The organism is Streptomyces sp. 4N509B (genome assembly GCF_052245655.1).
Classification (GTDB): domain Bacteria; phylum Actinomycetota; class Actinomycetes; order Streptomycetales; family Streptomycetaceae; genus Streptomyces.
Window position 1 is genome coordinate 21,472 of the sequence record NZ_JBQQBZ010000022.1, and the last position, 17,949, is coordinate 39,420.

At 75.3% G+C, this 17,949-nt stretch carries 22 protein-coding genes; 8 read left to right on the forward strand and 14 right to left on the reverse strand.

Annotated features, from left to right (window positions below):
- Positions 1–11: 11 nt before the first annotated feature.
- On the forward strand, positions 12–653 hold the full coding sequence (locus ACTWP5_RS19955; RefSeq protein WP_443222390.1) for a Uma2 family endonuclease: 642 nt from the start codon (positions 12–14) through the stop codon (positions 651–653).
- 12 nt (positions 654–665) lie between these two features.
- On the opposite strand, the gene ACTWP5_RS19960 is transcribed toward ACTWP5_RS19955, so the two are convergent.
- Positions 666–1,856: a serine hydrolase domain-containing protein gene (locus ACTWP5_RS19960; RefSeq protein WP_443222391.1), complete on the reverse strand. Its 1,191-nt coding sequence runs from the start codon at positions 1,854–1,856 to the stop codon at positions 666–668.
- A 48-nt stretch (positions 1,857–1,904) separates the two neighbouring features.
- Positions 1,905–2,474 (reverse strand): DUF4291 domain-containing protein, encoded by a 570-nt coding sequence (locus ACTWP5_RS19965; RefSeq protein ID WP_443222491.1) that lies wholly within the window; start codon positions 2,472–2,474, stop codon positions 1,905–1,907.
- A gap of 246 nt (positions 2,475–2,720) precedes the next feature.
- Between ACTWP5_RS19965 and ACTWP5_RS19970 the strand changes: the two genes are divergently transcribed.
- Entirely contained in the window at positions 2,721–4,904 is a 2,184-nt protein-coding gene (locus tag ACTWP5_RS19970) for a protein kinase domain-containing protein (RefSeq protein WP_443222392.1), read from the forward strand.
- A 114-nt stretch (positions 4,905–5,018) separates the two neighbouring features.
- Here ACTWP5_RS19970 and ACTWP5_RS19975 read toward each other — a convergent pair whose 3' ends face one another.
- From ACTWP5_RS19975 to ACTWP5_RS19985, 3 genes are all read right to left on the reverse strand, one after another.
- Positions 5,019–5,408 carry an SRPBCC family protein gene (locus tag ACTWP5_RS19975; RefSeq protein WP_443222393.1) on the reverse strand — a complete coding sequence of 130 codons (390 nt, stop codon included), beginning with the start codon at positions 5,406–5,408 and terminating at the stop codon, positions 5,019–5,021.
- A 6-nt stretch (positions 5,409–5,414) separates the two neighbouring features.
- Complete coding sequence (locus ACTWP5_RS19980; RefSeq protein WP_443222394.1) at positions 5,415–6,086, reverse strand: CGNR zinc finger domain-containing protein; 672 nt, start codon at positions 6,084–6,086, stop codon at positions 5,415–5,417.
- Between the two features lie 370 nt (positions 6,087–6,456).
- Positions 6,457–7,026 (reverse strand): helix-turn-helix domain-containing protein, encoded by a 570-nt coding sequence (locus tag ACTWP5_RS19985; RefSeq protein ID WP_443222395.1) that lies wholly within the window; start codon positions 7,024–7,026, stop codon positions 6,457–6,459.
- Between ACTWP5_RS19985 and ACTWP5_RS19990 the strand changes: the two genes are divergently transcribed.
- Genes ACTWP5_RS19990 through ACTWP5_RS20000 form a run of 3 tightly spaced genes read left to right on the forward strand, consistent with a single transcriptional unit; the run spans position 7,025 to position 8,371 of the window.
- Entirely contained in the window at positions 7,025–7,360 is a 336-nt protein-coding gene (locus ACTWP5_RS19990) for a hypothetical protein (RefSeq protein WP_443222396.1), read from the forward strand. The genes ACTWP5_RS19985 and ACTWP5_RS19990 overlap by 2 nt on opposite strands.
- A gap of 5 nt (positions 7,361–7,365) precedes the next feature.
- Positions 7,366–8,136: an AzlC family ABC transporter permease gene (locus ACTWP5_RS19995; RefSeq protein ID WP_443222397.1), complete on the forward strand. Its 771-nt coding sequence runs from the start codon at positions 7,366–7,368 to the stop codon at positions 8,134–8,136.
- Positions 8,063–8,371, forward strand: a complete 309-nt coding sequence (locus ACTWP5_RS20000) for an AzlD domain-containing protein (protein ID WP_443222398.1) — start codon at positions 8,063–8,065, stop codon at positions 8,369–8,371. Before ACTWP5_RS19995 ends, ACTWP5_RS20000 begins: the two co-directional genes overlap by 74 nt.
- 99 nt (positions 8,372–8,470) lie before the next feature.
- On the opposite strand, the gene ACTWP5_RS20005 is transcribed toward ACTWP5_RS20000, so the two are convergent.
- Positions 8,471–8,941 carry a MerR family transcriptional regulator gene (locus ACTWP5_RS20005; RefSeq protein ID WP_443222399.1) on the reverse strand — a complete coding sequence of 157 codons (471 nt, stop codon included), beginning with the start codon at positions 8,939–8,941 and terminating at the stop codon, positions 8,471–8,473.
- Between the two features lie 28 nt (positions 8,942–8,969).
- Here ACTWP5_RS20005 and ACTWP5_RS20010 point away from each other — a divergent pair, with 28 nt between their 5' ends.
- Together ACTWP5_RS20010 and ACTWP5_RS20015 are read left to right on the forward strand one after the other, a co-directional pair.
- Positions 8,970–9,740 carry a methyltransferase domain-containing protein gene (locus ACTWP5_RS20010; RefSeq protein ID WP_443222400.1) on the forward strand — a complete coding sequence of 257 codons (771 nt, stop codon included), beginning with the start codon at positions 8,970–8,972 and terminating at the stop codon, positions 9,738–9,740.
- Positions 9,741–9,742: 2 nt separating this feature from the next.
- Positions 9,743–9,907, forward strand: coding sequence for a hypothetical protein (locus ACTWP5_RS20015; RefSeq protein WP_443222401.1), 165 nt, complete (start codon positions 9,743–9,745; stop codon positions 9,905–9,907).
- 162 nt (positions 9,908–10,069) lie between these two features.
- Here ACTWP5_RS20015 and ACTWP5_RS20020 read toward each other — a convergent pair whose 3' ends face one another.
- From ACTWP5_RS20020 to tsaB, 5 genes are all read right to left on the reverse strand, one after another.
- Entirely contained in the window at positions 10,070–11,149 is a 1,080-nt protein-coding gene (locus ACTWP5_RS20020; protein WP_443222402.1) for a DMT family transporter, read from the reverse strand.
- Between the two features lie 78 nt (positions 11,150–11,227).
- Complete coding sequence (locus ACTWP5_RS20025) at positions 11,228–11,569, reverse strand: hypothetical protein (RefSeq protein WP_443222403.1); 342 nt, start codon at positions 11,567–11,569, stop codon at positions 11,228–11,230.
- Positions 11,566–12,621, reverse strand: coding sequence for a tRNA (adenosine(37)-N6)-threonylcarbamoyltransferase complex transferase subunit TsaD (gene tsaD / locus ACTWP5_RS20030; RefSeq protein ID WP_443222404.1), 1,056 nt, complete (start codon positions 12,619–12,621; stop codon positions 11,566–11,568). Before tsaD ends, ACTWP5_RS20025 begins: the two co-directional genes overlap by 4 nt.
- Positions 12,614–13,273, reverse strand: a complete 660-nt coding sequence (rimI, locus tag ACTWP5_RS20035; protein ID WP_443222405.1) for a ribosomal protein S18-alanine N-acetyltransferase — start codon at positions 13,271–13,273, stop codon at positions 12,614–12,616. The genes tsaD and rimI overlap by 8 nt, the downstream gene beginning before the upstream one ends.
- Positions 13,270–13,980: a tRNA (adenosine(37)-N6)-threonylcarbamoyltransferase complex dimerization subunit type 1 TsaB gene (gene tsaB / locus ACTWP5_RS20040; protein ID WP_443222406.1), complete on the reverse strand. Its 711-nt coding sequence runs from the start codon at positions 13,978–13,980 to the stop codon at positions 13,270–13,272. The genes rimI and tsaB overlap by 4 nt, the downstream gene beginning before the upstream one ends.
- 88 nt (positions 13,981–14,068) lie before the next feature.
- On the opposite strand from tsaB, the gene ACTWP5_RS20045 reads away from it, so the two are divergent.
- On the forward strand, positions 14,069–14,704 hold the full coding sequence (locus tag ACTWP5_RS20045; RefSeq protein WP_443222407.1) for a hypothetical protein: 636 nt from the start codon (positions 14,069–14,071) through the stop codon (positions 14,702–14,704).
- Positions 14,705–14,773: 69 nt separating this feature from the next.
- Here ACTWP5_RS20045 and tsaE read toward each other — a convergent pair whose 3' ends face one another.
- From tsaE to alr, 3 genes are read right to left on the reverse strand one after another with little or no spacing between them, the layout of a single operon-like run.
- A complete protein-coding gene (tsaE, locus tag ACTWP5_RS20050) occupies positions 14,774–15,358 on the reverse strand; it encodes a tRNA (adenosine(37)-N6)-threonylcarbamoyltransferase complex ATPase subunit type 1 TsaE (RefSeq protein WP_443222408.1) in 585 nt (194 codons plus the stop codon).
- The gene (locus ACTWP5_RS20055; protein ID WP_443222409.1) at positions 15,342–16,589 is read right to left on the reverse strand and encodes an alpha/beta fold hydrolase; all 1,248 of its coding nucleotides are present in this window, start codon (positions 16,587–16,589) and stop codon (positions 15,342–15,344) included. Before ACTWP5_RS20055 ends, tsaE begins: the two co-directional genes overlap by 17 nt.
- The gene (alr, locus tag ACTWP5_RS20060; RefSeq protein ID WP_443222410.1) at positions 16,586–17,857 is read right to left on the reverse strand and encodes an alanine racemase; all 1,272 of its coding nucleotides are present in this window, start codon (positions 17,855–17,857) and stop codon (positions 16,586–16,588) included. The genes ACTWP5_RS20055 and alr overlap by 4 nt, the downstream gene beginning before the upstream one ends.
- Positions 17,858–17,949 lie beyond the last annotated feature (92 nt).

A 17,949-nucleotide genomic window follows, 5' to 3' on the forward strand; every position in this document is an offset into this window, starting at 1 on the left:
GGAGGGCAGCGATGACGACCGCCGAGCAGCCGTTGGTTGAGCCCATGACCGAGTCCAAGAGCCCGCAGCGAGACCCCATCGACTTGTTGATCGCGATCGAAGAGGCCTGGGAAGAGCCGATTCGACCCGAGTGCATCGAGGGGATGGTGGTCGTGCCACCACAGCCGGACGACGATCACAACCAGGGCGCGGCTGAGCTGTACTTCCAGCTCCGTTCGGCCGGAATCACGCTGGCCGGCCTCGGCAACGGCTACCGCAGCGGGCGCAGAGGGGAGCGCACGAGGAACCTGGTCGTCCCGGACTTCTACGTGCAGCGGCGCAAACCGACCGACATCGACGAGGCGTACCGCGCGGCACACCAGGGCTGGTACCCCATCGACATGCTCGCCTTGGTCGGCGAGATCACCTCCACCAACCACGAGATCGACACGGGCCCGAAGTACCGCACCTACGCCGCCGCGGGCGTCCCCGTGTACGTGCTGGTCAACCGCGAGGACGGCCACGCCTACGCCCACACCGACCCGGTGCCCGACGAGACGCGTTACCGGACGACGACCACCGTGAAGCTCGGCGAGAAGCTGCCGCTTCCCGAGCCCTACCCCGCGCTGGACACCTCCGTCGTGGGCGGCGGGCTCGGTGACGGCCTCAGCTGAACGGTGACGGCCTCAGCTGTACATCGCCTCGAAGACGAACGGCAGGTGCAGGGGCAGCGGGTTGGTCAGGTCCATCGCGTTGCGGTAGAGCACGACGGCGCGGCCCGACTCCGAGCGGAGCGCGACGCAGTCGAAGCCCGGCGCTCCCCCGCCCGTGTGCCCGTAGGCCACCTCCCCGCCGGGGAGGTCCACGCGCATCAGCCCCATGCCGTAGCCGCGCCGCTCGCCCGTGGACGTGGTGTCGGCCATCGCCTCCCACGCCGCCTTGTCCAGCAGCTCGCCCCCCATCAGCGCGTCGAGGAAGCGCGCCACGTCGCGGGGGGTGGAGACGATCGCGCCGGCGGCCCACGCCTGGGACGGGGTCGCGGTCGTCAGGTCGACGTAGGGCGCGCCGAGCGCGACCCGCGCGTACCCCGTGGCGTGGGGGCCGCGCAGGTGCGGGTCCACCTCGGGGAAGTCGGTGTCGTCGAGGTCCAGCGGGGCGAAGATCCGCTCCCACAGCAGGGCGCCGAGCCGCCGTCCCGTCGCGCGCTCCGCGATGAGGCCCAGCAGGACGTAGTTCGTGCTGGAGTACGCGTGGCGTGCGCCGGGCTCGTGCCGGGCACCCGCCGCCACGGCGCGCGCCACCAGCTCCTCGGGGGCGTGGTAGCGCGCGTAGACCGAGCCGTCCGGCCGGCCGCCGAGGAGCGCCGGCACCTGGTGCGGCAGCCCTGAGCGCATCCGCAGCAGGTGCTCGACGGTGATCCGCTCGCCGCCCGGCACCGCCCCCGGCAGCCAGCGCTCGACGGTGTCGTCGAGGCTCAACGCCCCACCGTCGCCCGCCAACTGGAGGACCAGCGCCGCGACGAAGGTCTGCGTCACGCCGCCGATCCGGAAGCGGTCATCCGCCTGGATGCGCCGCTCCGTCCCGACCTCGGCCGTTCCCGCCGCGCCGGCGAAGGTGGGCCGGCCGTGCTCCGTGACCAGCGCGAACAGGCCGGGGCCGAACTCGGGCACCATCGACTCCAGGACGAGCCGCAGCGTCTCCCGTCGCCCCTCACCGTCCTCGTCCGCGTCCCCGTCCGCGTTCCCGCGCCCGTTCCCGCTTCCGTCCTCCGGGACCGTCTGATCCCCCGGGACTCGACGCTCCAGCCGGCCCCGTCGACCCCTCTGGTCCTGCTGGTCCCGTCGCTCCCGCTCGTCCTGTTCTGCGAACTCCGACACGCCTGCTCCCTCCTGCCCCGCGATTCTCGGTGATCACGGGCCGCCTGGCTAGGGCGGGAACGGTGCGCCGTCGGCCGGGTACGGGTAGGGGCGTTCCTCCGGCAGCAGGCGGGCGGCGCGAGGGAGGGCGTCGGCGCGGACGTGGGCGTGGATCTCGCGCGCGAGGGCGGTGACGTCCCTGATCGCGACGATCCACTCGTCCGCGTACCGGCGGGCGGCCTCGCCGCCGAGGCCGAGCTGGAGGGAGCGGTGGGGCAACGGGCGCAGGCGCAGGTCGCGTTCGGGGTCCCACTGGACGCGGGCCGGCGAGCGCCGCAGCCGCTGCTGCCACGTGGCCCGGTCGGGGTCGAGGCGGGGGTCGTGGTGGGACAGGCAGGCGTGGCGCAGGGCCCAGTCGAAGCCGTCGCGGCTGACGTCGATCGCCAGCACCGTCTCCTGTCCCTCCTTCGTGGCCCAGCCGCAGCGGTACATCATCCACAGGAAGGACGGCTTGATCCACGTCATCCGGTCGCGCTTCCACAGGCTGGGGAAGCGTCCGTCGCGGGCGGCGGCGAGGCCGATCGCGGGCGGGTACGCCTGGTAGACGGTGATGGTGGAGGCGGTGTGGGCGGCGCGTATCCGGTGCCGTGGCTCCCGCTCGTCGTCCCCGCTCGCGTCGGCGACGTTCGCGTCGTTCGCCTTCCTCGGGTGATGCACGTGGCGCCCGTTCGCCCGGTCGTCGTTCACGGTCCCCAGGATGGGGCGTCGCCGGGCGGGCGCGCACCGGAGTATGGCCGGGAACGGACTGGTGAGGGCGAGTCACTAGGATGGCCGCCACGCGCCCACGGGTGGACGTGAGTTGCGCGGAGGGGGAGGCGAGACGACGTGGAGGCTCTCGGTCCGAACGACCCGGTCGCCGTCGGGCCCTACCACCTGGTGGGCCGGCTCGGTGCGGGTGGAATGGGCGACGTCTTCTTCGGGCGGGCACCCGACGGACGCGCGGCGGCGGTCAAGCTCGTCCGCGCCGAGTGGGCGTCAGACCCCGAGTTCCGGCGGCGTTTCCGCCGCGAGGTGGCGGCGGCCCAGCGGGTCGGCGGCCGGTGGACCGCGCCGGTGCTGGACAGCGACACCGAGGCGGCGGTCCCGTGGATCGCCACCGGATACGTCCCGGGCCCCTCGCTCCACTCCGTCGTCACCTCGCTCCACGGGCCCCTGCCGCAGGAGTCCGTGTGGCCGCTGGCCGGCTGGCTCGCGCAGGCGCTGCGCGACATCCACGGCAGCGGGCTGGTCCACCGGGACCTCAAGCCCTCCAACGTGATGGTCACCCTGGAGGGTCCGCAGGTCATCGACTTCGGCATCGCGCGGGCCGCGGACGCCAGCGTCGCCACGCGCACCGGCTCGATGATCGGCTCCCCCGGCTACATGGCCCCCGAGCAGATCCGCGGCGAGGAGGTCACCGCGGCGACGGACGTGTTCGCGCTCGGTGCGGTGCTGGTGTTCGCGGCGACCGGGACCGGTCCGTTCGGTGGCGGGGAGCCGTCGATCCACACGCTGCTGTACCGGGTGCTGCACGAGGAGCCCGAGCTGGGTCCCGAGACGGGCGCGCTGTCGGGTCCGCTGCGGGAGCTGGCGGCCCGTTGCCTGCGCAAGGACGCCGCCGAGCGGCCGACGGTGACGGAGGTCGCGGAGGCCGCGGAGGTCGCGGAGGCCGCGGCGACGGCCGGCGGCGTCGACCTGGCGGGGCGGGACGACGAGGTGCGGCTGTGGCTGCCGCCGGCGCTGACGGCACGGCTGGGGCGGGACGCGGCCGGCCTGCTCGCGCTCGGCAGTCCGATGCCCGCGGCGCCGTCGGGACCAGCGGCGGGACCAGCGGCGGGACCAGCGGCGGGACCAGCCACGCCGCAGACCACGGCACCGGCCTACCCGGCCGCCGCGCCCCCACCGCCACCGCCACCGCCACCGTCGTCGGTGCCGCCGGCCTACGCGCCCACCGTGACCACGGCGCCGCCCGCCGCCTCACCGCAGGACCTCGCCGCCGCACGGACACGGCGCGCCCGGAGGGCGGCGGTCGCGGTCGCCGCCGTGGCGTCGGTGATCACGCTGGTGGCCGTGCTGATCAGCCTCTCCTCCGGCGACGGTGGCCCGCAGGCCGGCGACCAGCCGACCGACGACCCCACGGCCCCGCTGGAGACGGAGGGCGACCGGACGCCGGACGAGGACGACGAGCGGCCCGACGGCGGCACGGGACCCGACGACGGCACGGGATCCGACGACGCGCCGCTGCACCACCTGCTGCCGACCGACGTCCAGCAGGCCGGCGAGCTCACCACGGTCGTCGTCGCCAACACCTCCGACTCGCCGATCATCGCGGAGGGCGAGGACGGCCAGCCGGCCGGCATCGAGCCCGAGCTCGCCGCCGCGATGGGCGAGCTGCTGGGCGTGGAGATCGTCTACGAGCACTCCTCCTACGAGGACCTTCAGATCAGGATGGCCACCATGGCCGCGGCGGGCGAGAGCGTCATGGGCATGGCCGGCCTCATCGACGGGGACGGCTACGCCCCCGCGGGAGAGATCGACTACGTCAACCACTTCCAGGCGGGGTACGTCCTGGCGGTCCGCGAGGGGCGGGCGGGCCAGGTGTCGGACCTCGGTGACCTGTGCGACGGGGTGGTCGCCGGCTGGGACACCCCGCAGATGCGGGAGCTCGTCGAGACGGAGAGCCTGACCGCCGGGTGTGCGCAGGAGATCCCGTTCTCGGGGAGCTACGACACCCAGATGCTGATCGAGCTGGCGCGGACGGGAGAGGCGGACGCCGTCGTCCTCCCCTACGTCTCCGCGGAGGCCGTCCTGGCCGACTTCGACGCCACCGGGCTGACCCTCACCGACGAGCAGTTCCACGTGGAGCCGTACGGCATCGCGGTGCCGCAGGGCAACGAGGAGCTCGTCGACGCGCTCCAGCAGGCGTTGCAGCGGGTCATCGACGACGGGACGTACGCGCGGATCATGGACGAGGCGGACGTGGCGGACCTCGCGGTCGAGAGCGCGACCGTCAACGCGGGCACGTCCTGACGCCTGACGGGCCGGCCGCCCGCGTCGCCGCCCACGTCCCGACCCGCGTCACCGTCGGTGCCCCGTCCGCGTCGCCGTCCGCGTGCGCCGCGCGGGATGCTCGGCGGCGGCCCGTCACAGGCGGGCGGCGACCTCGTCCATCACGTGCCGCCAGTGCGCCCGCTGCCGTTCACGCTCCTCGGCGCTGCCCATCCGCTCCTGGTGGAACCGGAGCGTCGTCCGCTCCCCGTCCCCGGCGGCGCTGACGGCCACCTGCACGGTGGTCGCGCCGTGCGTGACGCGGATGCGGTCGTGGGGGCGGTACCCGCGGACCTCGCCCGTCACGCCGGTGCTCGTCCGGTACGGGGCGCCGCGCTCGGGGGTGAGCTCCGCGCCGGGACCGAGCCACAGGGCCAGGCCCTCGGGTCCGCTGACGAAGTCCCAGACGACGGGGAGCGGGTGGGGCAGGGTGCGGGAGACGCCGATCTGCCAGCCGGCGTCCTGCGTCAGTCCTGTCGGGGGCATGGTCGCTCAACCTTCCTCGGGGGGTGGGGCCGTGGCGGGGATGTGGTCGAAGACGCGGCGGGCGCGGTGCGTGCGCACCTTGTGGCGGTTGCCGCAGTGCTCCATCGAGCACCAACGGCGGCGGCCGGGGCGTGAGGTGTCGACGTACGTGAGGTAGCAGTCGTCGGCCGCGCAGGCCCTGATGCGGTGGGCGAACGGGCCCGTCAGCAGCTCGACGGCGTCGCGCGCCACGGTGGCGAGCAGGCGCGTGCCGCTGGCCGGCCCGGCCGCCCAGGCACGGGACAGGCCGGGCCCGAGGGCCGGGGCCAACGGCGGCTCGGCGGCGGCCTCGTTCAGCGTGGCGACGGCGTCGGCCAGCCGGGAGGGCGGGGCCGAAGGGGAATCCGGATCCGGGGGAGGCTCGGTGCCCGTCACGTCGAGCACCACGTGCCAGAGCGCGTCACGCAGCCGCCTGGCCCGCGCCACCTCCTCCTCGGTGACCGCAAGCTCGGGCGTGGGCGCGAGCCTCGACCGCTCCGCCCACGCGACGACGTCGGCGGGCTCGCGCAGCACCTCGTACCTCCGGAACGCGCCGGGCCCGCCGGTGGTCAGCAGCTCCAGGCAGAGCGCCCCGGCGTCGAAGCGATAGGGCGCCCCGGTGTGGGAGCGGAGCGGGAGACCGCGGGGCACGTCCGTCATGTAACCAGTATAAGCAGTTACGCCCGACAGCGAGCGGCGGGACGAGGGCGACGGCGACGGGAGGAAAGCGCACGGGGTATCGCACGAAAGCGGCGGGAAAGAGCGCGCCGGCAGTATGGCCACACCTGGGGGGAACCGTGGCGACGACCGCCTCCCCGCTCGGATTCGGTCAGGATCACGGCCAGGGCCTGAACGTCACCTCGGCGACCTCGACTGCGCCGGGGTGGCGTCTCGGGCCATCGGCCGCCCGTCACCGATCACCGTGCCACCAGGGGCCTCCGGGACTCGATGGCTCCGAGCCTCGGAGTGTCGAGCCGCCCGGCCGCCCAGCCGAATCCCCTCCTGGTCGGGCAGCCGGGCGGCTCGCTCGTCAGACGTGCTCCATGACCAGCACCGCCGAGGTGCCGGGCTCCAGGGCGCGGAAGACGTGCGGGGCGTCCCCGGGATACGTGACGTAGTCCCCGGGGAGCAGCTCGGCTGGATCGTCGGCGGGGCCGACGAGCGCGCGGCCGGAGCTGAGGACGACGTGCTCGGAGGACCCCGGTATGTGCGGATCGGACAGGCGCGGCTCGCCCGGCTCGGCCGTGATGCGGAAGATGTCCCGGCGGGCGTGGGGCGGGCAGGTGGCCAGCAGGGTGGCCGTGTACTCGGCGCGCTCGGAACGGGTGACGGGGCCCTCGCCCGCGCGGATCACGCGCACGGGGGTGCGTGGCGGGTCGACGAGGTGACTGAACGGCACCTCCAGCGCGACGCCGAGGGCCCAGAGCGTCTCGACGCTCGGGTTGCCCCCGCCCGACTCCAGCTGGGAGAGGGTCGACTTGGCGATGCCCGCGCGACGCGCGACCTCCGTGAGGGAGAGGCCGGCGCGCCCGCGCTCGCGCCGCAGGGCGGACGCGATGCGGGCGGTCAGGTCACTGGCGGGGGCGGGACCGTCTCCCATGCTGCTCCTACTGCTCCTGCTGTTCGTGCTGTTCGTGCTGTTCGTGCTGTTCGTGCTGTTCGTGCTGTTCGTACTGTTCGTGCTGTTCGTGCTGTTCGTACTGTTCGTGCTGTTCGTGCTGTTCGTGCTGTTCGTGCTGCTGCTCGTACTGCTCGCGCTACCGAGTGCCGCGGGGCGCTGGGGGCGCCGGGGGGCGCCGCCGTACGGGCGTCGGCTCGACGTCCCCGCGCGGCCCGCCGCGACTCCGGCCGGTGGCCGGGCCACGACCAGCGGTGTTCGGTGTGGACGACCAGATATTCGGTTTGACGAACGACGCCGAGTCCGTTCAGGATAACGGACATGCGTTCGTTTCGTCGAACACCAGGGTCATTCGCGTCGCTGGACCAGGCCACGCTGCGCGACATCGCGCTGGTCTGCGTGGCCGCCGGGCTCGTCGGCGCGTCGTTCGGCGCCATCTCGGTGGCCGGCGGCCTCGACCTGTGGGTGCCGATCGTCATGTCGGTCCTCGTCTTCGCGGGCGGCTCGCAGTTCGCGGCCGTCGGCGTCGTGCTCTCCGGCGGCAGCCCGGTCGCGGCCGTCGTCGCCGGCCTGGTGCTGAACGCGCGCCACCTCCCGTTCGGCTTCGCCGTCGCCGACGTCCTCGGCGACCGGTGGCGCGGCCGGCTGCTCGGCGCGCACCTGACGATCGACGAGTCGGTCGCCTTCGCGATGGGGCAGCGCGACCCGAGCGCCCGCCGCGCCGCGTTCTGGGTGTGCGGCGTCGCCCTCTTCGTGGTGTGGAACGTGGCGGTCGTGCTCGGCGCGCTGGCCGGTGGCGTCATCGGCGACACCGACGCGCTCGGGCTCGACGCCGCGTTCCCCGCCGCGCTGCTGGCGCTGGTGCTGCCCTCGCTCCGCGACCGCGCCACCCGGGACGCCGCGCTCGCCGGGGCCGTCGTCACCGTCGCCACCACGCCGTTCCTGCCCGCCGGGCTGCCCGTGCTGCTGGCGCTGGCCGGCCTGGCCCTGATGTTCGTCTTCCCCGGGAGGTCCTCCGATGCCGCTGCTGGCGATCGTCCTGCTCGCCGTCGGAACATACGCGTTCCGCGTCGCCGGGCCGGCGCTCCGTGACCGACTGGAGATTCCCGACCGGCTCCGCCAGCTGCTGCCCGCCGCGGCGGTCGTGCTCCTCCTCGCGCTCGTCGCGAGTGCCACGGTGACGCAGGACCAGGGCTTCGCGGGCTGGGCCCGGCCCGCTGGGGTGGTCGTCGCGGGGGCGCTCGCGCTGCGCCGCGCGCCCTTCCCCGTCATCGTCGTCGCGGGCGCCGCGACCACGGCGGTGCTGCGCCTGTGCGGCGTGTCCTAGGAGCCTGGCCTCCGGGGGCCTGGGGTGGCCCTGCGGCTGTGCCGTCTCGTGAGGCTGGAGCCACGGCCCAGGATCACCGGCTCCGCGGCCGATCCGTGGTCAGTCGTCCCGCGAAGCACAGGGGTTCCCGTCTCGCGCCCGTCCGTGCGCCGGCAGTCGAGGGCCGACCCGCTCGGCGATGAGCCGCCGGTAGTTCGGGCACTGGGTGACGTCCTCGTGCGCGCAGTTCAGGCCGCCCTCGATGAGCTCCAACGACGCCTGGGCCGCCGCGATTCTCGATCGGAGCTGCTCGGCCTCGGCACGCAGGACCTCGTGCCGGGTGGCGCGATCGACAGAGGCGGACAGGCTCCTGATGGTGCCCAGGCCGAGGCCGGCCTCCCTGGAGAGGAGGATCATCGCCACGCGGGTGAGGTCGTCGGCACCGTAGCGGCGGCGCCCGCCGGCGTCCCGTCCAGGGTGCAGCAGGCCCATCGACTCCCAGTGCCGCAGGACGTGCGTGGCCAGGCCGAACCGTGCCGCGACGGCGCCGATGCCCATCGTGCCGACGCCGCTGTCGTCACTTGACTTCATGCCGACATTAAGTAACAGCCTGGCGTCCATGTCCAACAACCAGGAAGCGGTGGAAGAGCACCGCGACACCCAGGCCCTGCTGGCCGTCCTCGACGCGGCCGACCAGATACCGAGCACCACCCGGCTGCGGGCCCGCTCCTACGAACTGCTCTCGCTCGTCCCGGGCTCGACCGTCGTGGATGTCGGCTGCGGCGCCGGACGCGCCGTCGCCGAGCTGGCCGAACGCGGCGTCCACGCGGTGGGCGTGGACCCCGACCCGTGGATGCTGACCGCGGCCCGGGAACGATGGTCGGCGGCCGAGTTCCGGGAGGCGGGCGCGGAGGACCTGCCGTTCGCCGACGGAAGCGTGCGGGGCTACCGTGCCGACAAGGTCTTCCACGTACTGCGGGAACCAGCGCGCGCGGTGGCGGAGGCACGTCGCGTGCTCGCCCCGGGCGGCAGGATCGTCCTGGTCGGGCAGGACTGGGACGCCATCATGGTCGACTCGGACGACGCGGAGCTCACCCGCACGATCGTGTATGCCCGCGCCGACCTCCTGGGCACGCCCCGCGCCGGCCGCCAGTACCGCAACCTGCTCCTGGACGGCGGCTTCGACGACATCACCGTCGAGGCGCACACCCACGTGTTCACCGACCCCGCGATGCTGTCGCTGCTCACCAGGCTCGCCGAGCCGGCCTGCGCGAGCGGCGCCGTCGGCCGGGAGCAGGCCGACGCGTGGCTCGCCGAGCAGCACCGGCGTGCCGAGGCCGGCCGCTTCCTCGTCGCCGTTCCGTTCTTCGTGGCCGCCGCCTCCGCCTGAGGGTGGGCCGGACACCCGCCGAGGCCCTGGGCGTCGCCGGCGAGGGCTCTGCCGTCCTCGTCGGCTCGACGGCCCGCGACTGCTTCGCTCCGCCGCCTGGCGGCTTCGGCTTCGGCTCCGGCTCCGGCTCCGGCTCCGGCTCCGGCTTCGGCTTCGGCTTCGGGTGAACGCCGTCTCAGGACGCCGGACCGCGCGCGGTCCGGCAGGAACCAGTCCTTCGCTCCGGAGCCAACGGCCCCGAGCGGCCAGGACGACCAAGAGCGACCGTCTGGGGCCGTGGGCCGTGGACCCGGGCGTGGACCCTGCCGGGGGCCCCCGCCGTGAAGCCGCTAGCGGGGCTCCGGCTCCGCCGCGCTGCCGGCGTCCCGTTCCCCGGCGGGTGCCACGGGCTCGGCGGACGCCACCGGCTCGGCGGGCGTTACGGGCGCGGCGGGCGTTACGGGCGCAGCCGGCTTCGCGGCCCCGGGTGCCGCGGGCCGTGCCGCCACCGTCCGGGAGGAGGTCGTCCGCGGCGCCCGGCGGGAGAGGGCCACGCCGCAGAGGCAGAGCGCGCCGCCCAGCAGGGTGAGGGGCGCGGGCACCTCGTCCAGCACCAGCCAGGACATGAGGACGACCAGGGCGGGGACCACGTAGGTCGTCGACCCCGTCCGGCCCGCGGTCATCCGCGACAGGACGAACGCCCACGTCGTGAAGGCGAGCGCGGTGGGGAAGACGCCGAGGTAGATCATGTTGAGCGTGGCTGACGCGGGCGCGTCGGCCGCGTCGGATATGAGGGCCCCGGTGAACGGCAGACAGGCCACGGCCCCCGTCGCGCAGCCGTAGAACGTCACCTGCAACGGCCCCGCGTGCCGCAGCGCCGGCTTCTGCGCGACGACGCCCGTCGCGTACGTGACGGCCGCCACCAGACACAGCAGCACGCCGAGCGCGGACACGTCGGTCTCACCGGAGCTGGACAGGCCCACCACGACGGCGCCGCAGAACGACACCGCGATGCCGACCAGCAGCGGGCGGGGCAGCCCCTCCCCCAGCAGCCTGGCGCTCAGCAGCGCCACGAGGACCGGCCCGACGTTGACCACCATGGCCGCCGTGCCCGCGTCGACCTCCCGCTCGCCCCAGTTGAGCGCCACCATGTACATGCCGAACCAGAGCACCCCCGAGCAGGCGATTCCCGGCCAGGCGGCACGCGGCGGCCACCCGACGCGGCGCACCAGGCACATCACGCCCAGCACGAGGGTCCCGGTCAGCAGCCGCCCGAGCGCGAGGGCGCCGGGCGAGTACGAGGACCCGGCCGAGCGGATCGAGACGAAGGCCGAGGCCCACAGGACGACCGTCACGCCGGCCGCCGCCAGCGTCAGCCATTCACGGCGATCTCCCCGCTCGGTGTCGGGCTGTACGTGGCGTTGCTCCATGGCCGGCCACGCTAGCCCCCCAACGCTTCGGCGCCCACCGAAATACCGCGCCCCCGGTCCGCCTCTCGCGGCGGCCGTTCACTCCTCGTCGGGCTCCTGGGTGAAGCGCCAGCGGTGGACCGGGCGGTGCAGGAGCTCGGGCGCGGGATCCGGGAGGTCGACGGGCCGGGTGCCCGCCGGCCACCAGGTGATGACGAGGACACGGTCGGGCGAGGCCGTGAAGGTCTCCCGCCGCGCGGGCGCCGGGTCCAGGCGCTCGGAACGGACCCACGCCAGCAGCTCGGCGCCCCGGCCGGCGACGGCGCGCGCCTCCCACATCAGGGCCTCGGTCGCGGGCGCCGAGGTCGCGGGCGCCGGGGTCGCCGGAGCCGAGGTCCCCGGTGCCGAGGTCCCCGGGGTCTCGGTGGGGCCGTCGTTCATGTCAGGGCCTCTCCCGGGACGTGCGTGTGGGTGACGGGCAGCGAGGAGTCCGCCGGCAGCGCGAGGTCGGAGGCGGGTCGACCCCGCGCCATCATCTCCGCCCCCAGGGCCGCGACCATCGCGCCGTTGTCCGTACACAGCTTCGGCCGCGGCACCCGCAGCGTGACGCCGGCCGCCGCACACCGTTCCTCGGCCATGGCGCGCAGCCGCGAGTTGGCCGCGACGCCGCCGCCGATCATCAGGTGGTCGACGCCCTCGTCCCGGCAGGCGCGGACCGCCTTGCGGGTGAGGACGTCCACCACCGCCTCCTGGAAGGAGGCCGCGACGTCGGCGACCGGCACCGGCTCACCCGCCGCGCGCCGCGCCTCGACCCACCGCGCCACGGCCGTCTTCAGGCCGGAGAAGGAGAAGTCGTACGGCGCGTCGCGCGGCCCCGTCAGCCCGCGCGGGAAGCGGATCGCGTCCGGGTCACCGTCGCGCGCGTACCGGTCGATGACCGGGCCGCCGGGGAAGCCGAGTCCGAGCACCCGCGCCACCTTGTCGAACGCCTCGCCCGCCGCGTCGTCGATGGTGGCGCCCAGCGGACGCACGTCCGAGGTGATGTCCGGGGTCAGCAGCAGCGAGGAGTGTCCGCCCGAGACGAGCAGCGCCATCGTCGGCTCCGGCAGCGGGCCGTGCTCCAGCTGGTCCACGCAGACGTGGGAGGCGAGGTGGTTCACGCCGTACAGCGGCTTGCCGAGGGCGTAGGCGTACGCCTTGGCCGACGCGACGCCGACGAGCAGCGCGCCCGCCAGCCCGGGGCCCGCGGTGACCGCGATGCCGTCGAGGTCACGGGCGGTCACGCCGGCCTGGGCCAGGGCACGTTCGATGGTCGGGACCATCGCCTCGAGGTGGGCACGGCTGGCGATCTCGGGGACGACGCCGCCGTAGCGGGCGTGATCGTCGACGCTGGAGGCGACGGCGTCGGCGAGCAGGGTGTGGCCTCGGACGATCCCGACGCCGGTCTCGTCGCAGGAGGTCTCGATGCCCAGGACGAGGGGTTCGTCAGCCATGCTGGTGGTCCGTCTCCTTCGGGTTCTTCGGAGTCGTCGGAGTCTTCTGGTCCTCGGACGCCTGAGGCGCTTTCGGGGCCTGAGGCGCTTTCGGGGCCTGCGAGGCTTTCGGGGTCCCGCGCGTCTCCCGCTCGTGGTCGCGGCGCATCGTGAGGGCGTCGTGGTTGCCCGGCTGGTAGTAGCCGCGGCGGATGCCGAGGGGCTCGAAGCCGAAGCGGGCGTAGAGGCGCTGCGCGGTGACGTTGTCCGTGCGGACCTCCAGGAAGACCTCGCGGCAGCCGAACTCCGTGGCCGCGCGCAGCAGCTCCGTCAGCAGCCGGGCGCCGAGCCCGCGGCCCTGCTCGGACGGGGCGACGGCGATGGTCTGCACGTCGCCGGTCACGTCGCCGCCGGCACCGGCGGCGGCCAGGCCCGCGTAGCCGACGATCGCGCCGTCGGCCGCGCGTCGCGCCACCACGTAGTGCCGCGAGCGGCGCGGGCCGCGCGCGTGGGCCAGCTCGGACCAGAACATGCCCGCCGACCAGGCGTCCTCGGGAAACAGCTCCCGTTCGAGCGCGAGCACCGCCTGGAGGTCCCACCAGCGCATCCCGCGCAGCGAGATCCCCGCCGGGCCCGTCCCCGCCGGGTCGCTCCCCGCCGTCGAGCCGGTCATGTCGGGAGGACCGCCTTGTACCCGGTCGGCACGCGGGCGTCCGGTCGTCGCAGGTACAGCGGGCGCGGCGCCGGCAGCTCCTCGCCCGCCGCGAGCCGTTCGGCGCCGAGCGTCGCGAGCGCGACAGCCGAGGCGTGCCGTGGCAGCGCGGGGCGGGCGTCGGCGAAGACCTCGGGGTAGAGCAGGGCGCCGGCGCCGACGGCGGGCAGCGCGGCCACCTCGGGCGGCAGCTCGGCGGGCCGCGCCACGGCCGGCCCCGCGACGCGGGTGCGGGCGTCGTCGTAGCGCGCCCAGTACACCTCCTTGCGGCGGGCGTCGGTGACGACGAGGAACGGCTCGCCAGGGGTGAGAGCCCCGCCGCCGTCTCCGCCGCCGTCGGCCTCTCCGCCCGTCGCCGCCGCGTAGGCCATCGCGTCGAGCGTGCACAGCCCGTGCACGGGAACGTCGCGGGCCAGCGCGAGAGCCGCCGCCGTGGCCAGTCCGACGCGCAGCCCCGTGTACGGGCCGGGTCCGGTGCCGACGACGATCCCGCCGAGCTCGTCGAGACCGCGCCCGGCGTCGGCCAGCACCCGGTGGACGGTCGGCAGCAGCAGCTCGCCGTGGCGGCGGGCGTCGACCTGCTGGTGGGCGGCGAGGACGCCGGCGTCGGTCTCGTGCAACGCGACGGTGACGGCGGGGGTGGCGGTGTCCAGGGCGAGCAACAGCACGCCAGCTAGCCTACGGCGACGGGAGAGGCGGTCGGCTCCCTGGTAGCGTCGCTCACAGACCAACGGGCAGCGCGAAAGGCGGCACAGCGTGGCGCGTCACTCCTCCGGCCCGCGGCGACCCGGGGCGTTCGTGACCGCGCTCACCGTCGCGGCTCTGGGCGTCGTCGCCTTCTTCGCGTACCAGGCCTCGGCCGCCGACGACCGCCCGCTCGCCAGCCCGCCCACAGGCGAGTCGTCCTCGGACGGCTCGGGCCGCGGCGGCGGCGAGGGGGACGGCGGGCCCGGCGGCGAGGGCGGCGGCGCGGGTGGTGGGCAGGACCAGGAGCCACCGCTGCCGGCGGACTCGGGCACGGGCAAGCGCGTCGTCTACTCGGTGGGGCAGAGCCGCATCTGGCTGGTGGACATAGCGGCCGACGGCACGGGCGAGATCGTCGAGCACACCCACGAGGCGTTCCCCAGCTCGGTCGACCCGCCGCCCGGGGAGTACCAGGTCACCTCGGCGACGGAGCAGACCATCGGCTCCGACGGGGTGCCGATCGAGAACGTCCTGGTCTTCCACGCCGCCGCCGACGCGACGGTCTTCGGCTTCTCCTCGGCCACCGACGGCTCGACGCCCGACCCGGACGCGCAGCTGCGCACGGGCGCGGTGCGGCAGTCGCGGGAGGACGGGGAGCTCATGTGGGACTTCGCGCCGGTCGGCACGCCCGTCGTCGTGGTGCCGTAGGCGGCGTCGGACCTCGACGGGCTCGACGGGCTCGACCGACCTCGGCGCCCGCCCCTTTCGTCCCGACCGCTACGCGGTGCCGCGCCCGAGCGCCGCCAGCCGCTCCCGGGCGCCCGCCCACCGGGCACCGTGCCCCGTCAGGGTCACGACGCGCTGCTCGTCGGGTGCGCCGTCGGGGTGGCGGAGCACGAGGTGGAGGCGGTCCTCCGCCAGGCCCTCGACCCGGCCCTCGCCCCACTCCACCACGACCACCGACTCGGCCAGCGCCGCGTCCAGGTCGAGGTCCTCAAGCTCCTCCAGGTCCCCGCCCAGGCGGTACGCGTCGGCGTGGACCAACGGAGGTCCGTCACCCAGCGGCGGGTGGACGCGGGCGATGACGAACGTCGGGGAGGTGACGGGGCCACGCACGTTCAGGCCCTCGCCGATGCCACGCGTCAGCGTGGTCTTGCCCGCGCCCAGCTCGCCGGTGAGCACCAGCAGGTCCCCGGGCCGCAGCAGCGCGGCCAGCGCGCGCCCGAGCTCCCGCATCCGGTCCGGGCCGGTGACGGACAGGCTGACCGTCACCTCCCGTGCGTCCGGCTCCTCCGGCACCCCGGCCCCCTCGGACACGCCCGTCACCCCAGCCACCCCGGACAGCTCAGACACCTGGTTCATGGCTCCCGATGCTACGCGCGAGCAGCTCCGCGAGGTGGGCGTTGACCTGCTCCGGCTGCTCCAACAGCACCAGGTGGCCGGCGCCCGGCAGCATGACCAGCCGCGAGCAGGGGATCGCGGCGGCGAGGCGTTCGCTGTGCTCGGGCGGGGTGAGCTCGTCCCGGTCCCCCGCGAGGACCAGCGTCTCCAACGCCTCGCCGAGGCCGGCGTACACCCCGAGGGCCGCCGTCTTGTCGTGCTCGCCGAAGGCGGGGTAGAAGGCGGCGACCACGTCCACCGGCACGGCGTCGATCAGCCGCTCCGCGAAGCGCGCCACCGCCGGGTCCACGTCCTTCGGCGAGCCGAAGGAGTACCGCCGGACGATGCCGGCGTACACGTCGCCGAGGGCGCGCCGGCCGCGTTCGACGAGCGCCGCCTGGGAGCCGAGGGCCCGCAGCACCCCGGGCAGCACCCGCCGCACGGCGCGGGCGGCCGGGGCGGGGAAGCCGTAGGTCACGTCGTCCAACGCGCCGGCGGAGGTGGCGAGGAACACGGCGCCCGTGACGCGCCGGGCGACCCACTCCGGGTACTGCTCGGCCAGCGCCATCATCGTCATCCCGCCCATGGAGTGGCCGACGAGCACGACCGGCCCGTCGGGGACGGCGGCGTCGAGCACCGCCCGCAGGTCGCGGCCGAGCCGCTCGATGGTGACCGGGGTGTCGGGCTCGCCGCCGTGGCCGTTCGGGCCGCGCGCGGAGCGGCCGTGAGCGCGTTGGTCCCAGAAGACGGCGCGGGTGCCGGTCTCGCGCAGGGCGGCGCGCTGGAAGTGCCACACGTCCTGGGCCAGGCAGTATCCGTGGCTGAAGACCACCGTGGGTGCCACGCGTCTCGCCGCCACGGCCTCGCCTTCGGGCTCGCCGCCGGCCTCGTCTCCGGCCTCGTCGTGCGCCGGCTCGCCGGCCTCGGACCGACCGGCCTCGGGGCCTCCGTCGTCCGCTCCTCCGTCGTCGGACTCACCGTCGTCGGGCTCGCCGTCGACCTCGTAGTACAGCTCCGTGCCGTCGTCGGCGAAGGCCGTGCCGGGGGTGCCGCGCAACGTGCCGAACGGGGCCGTCGCGTCGAGCGCGAGCCGCGCCGTGCGGCGGACCGTCCGGTGCACCGTCAGGCGCTCCACGGCGACGCCCGCGGCGACCCCCGTGGCGAGGGCGCCGAGCGCCGCCCCCGCGATCCCCGCCCGCCGCGCCCAGCTCACGCGCCCTCTCCCGCCCGGTCCCCCACGCGCTCCCCCACGTAGTGGCGGGGCACGCGGGCCCCGACGCGGGTGACGATCTCGTACCCGATGGTGCCGGCGGCGCGCGCCCAGTCCTCCGCCGTGGGCTCTCCCCCGTCGCCCGGCCCGAAGAGGACCGCCTCGTCCCCGGCCGCGGCCGTGTCCCCGCCGAGGTCCACCACGAACTGGTCCATCGCCACCAGCCCCGCGACGGTCCGCAGCTTCCCCGCCACCAACACCGGGCCGCCGTCCTGGCCCTGACCGCCCGAGGCGTGCCGCGGGATGCCGTCGGCGTACCCGGCGGGCACCAGCGCGAGGGTCGTCTCGCCCGGCGTGGTGTACCGGTGGCCGTAGCTCACGCCGTGTCCACCGGGGACCCGCTTGACCGCGGCCAGCCGCGCCCGGAGCGTCATCGCGGGACGCAGCCCGAACTCCTCGGCGGTGCCGATCGCGGGCGAGGGCGAGAGGCCGTAGACGGAGACGCCGGGGCGGACCAGGTCGTAGTGGGAGGCGGGGAGGGTGAGGGTGGCGGGCGAGTTCGCGAAGTGCCGCACCTCGGGCCGGACGCCGGCGCGCTTCGCGGCCTCCAACGCCTCGACGAACACCGCCTGCTGCGCGGCGATCGAGGGGTGCCCCGGCTCGTCGGCGCAGGCGAAGTGCGACCACACGCCGGTGACGGTGAGCGCGCCCTCGGCCTCGGCGGCGCGGGCCGCGGCCAGCAGTTCGGCCCAGTCGGCGGGCGGGCAGCCGTTGCGTCCCAGCCCGGTGTCGATCTTGAGGTGGACGCGGGCGGCACGGCCGGCGGCGCGGGCGGCGGCGACGATCTCGGCCACGGCCCAACGGGCGCTCGCCGACACGTCGACGTCGGCCTCGATGGCCTGCCGCCACGGCCCGCCCGGCGTCCACAGCCAGCACAGCAACGGCCCCGTGTCCCCCGCCGCGCGCAGCGCCAGCGCCTCCTCGGGCGTGGCCGTCCCCAGCCACGCCGCGCCCCCCTCGCGGGCCGCTCGGGCACACGGCACCAGGCCGTGCCCGTACGCGTCGGCCTTCACGACGGCCATCACCCGCGCGCCGCCGCTGGCGTGCTCGCGCAGCGCGCGGACGTTGGAGCGGAGCGCGTCGAGGTCGACGTCGGCGCGCAGCCGCCACGCGTCGTCACGCGGCGGTGCGGACGGCCTGCCGGCGCCGGGGCCGGGTGCGGGGCCGGGGCCGGCGGGCGACGTCGGTCCGAGAGGTGAGCGGTCGTTCATCAGTCCCAGTGTCGCAGCAGATTCCCCGAACACACCGCTGGGTGGTGACCTCGTGTGACGACGGGGCGGAGCCTCGGCGAGGACCGCCCGCC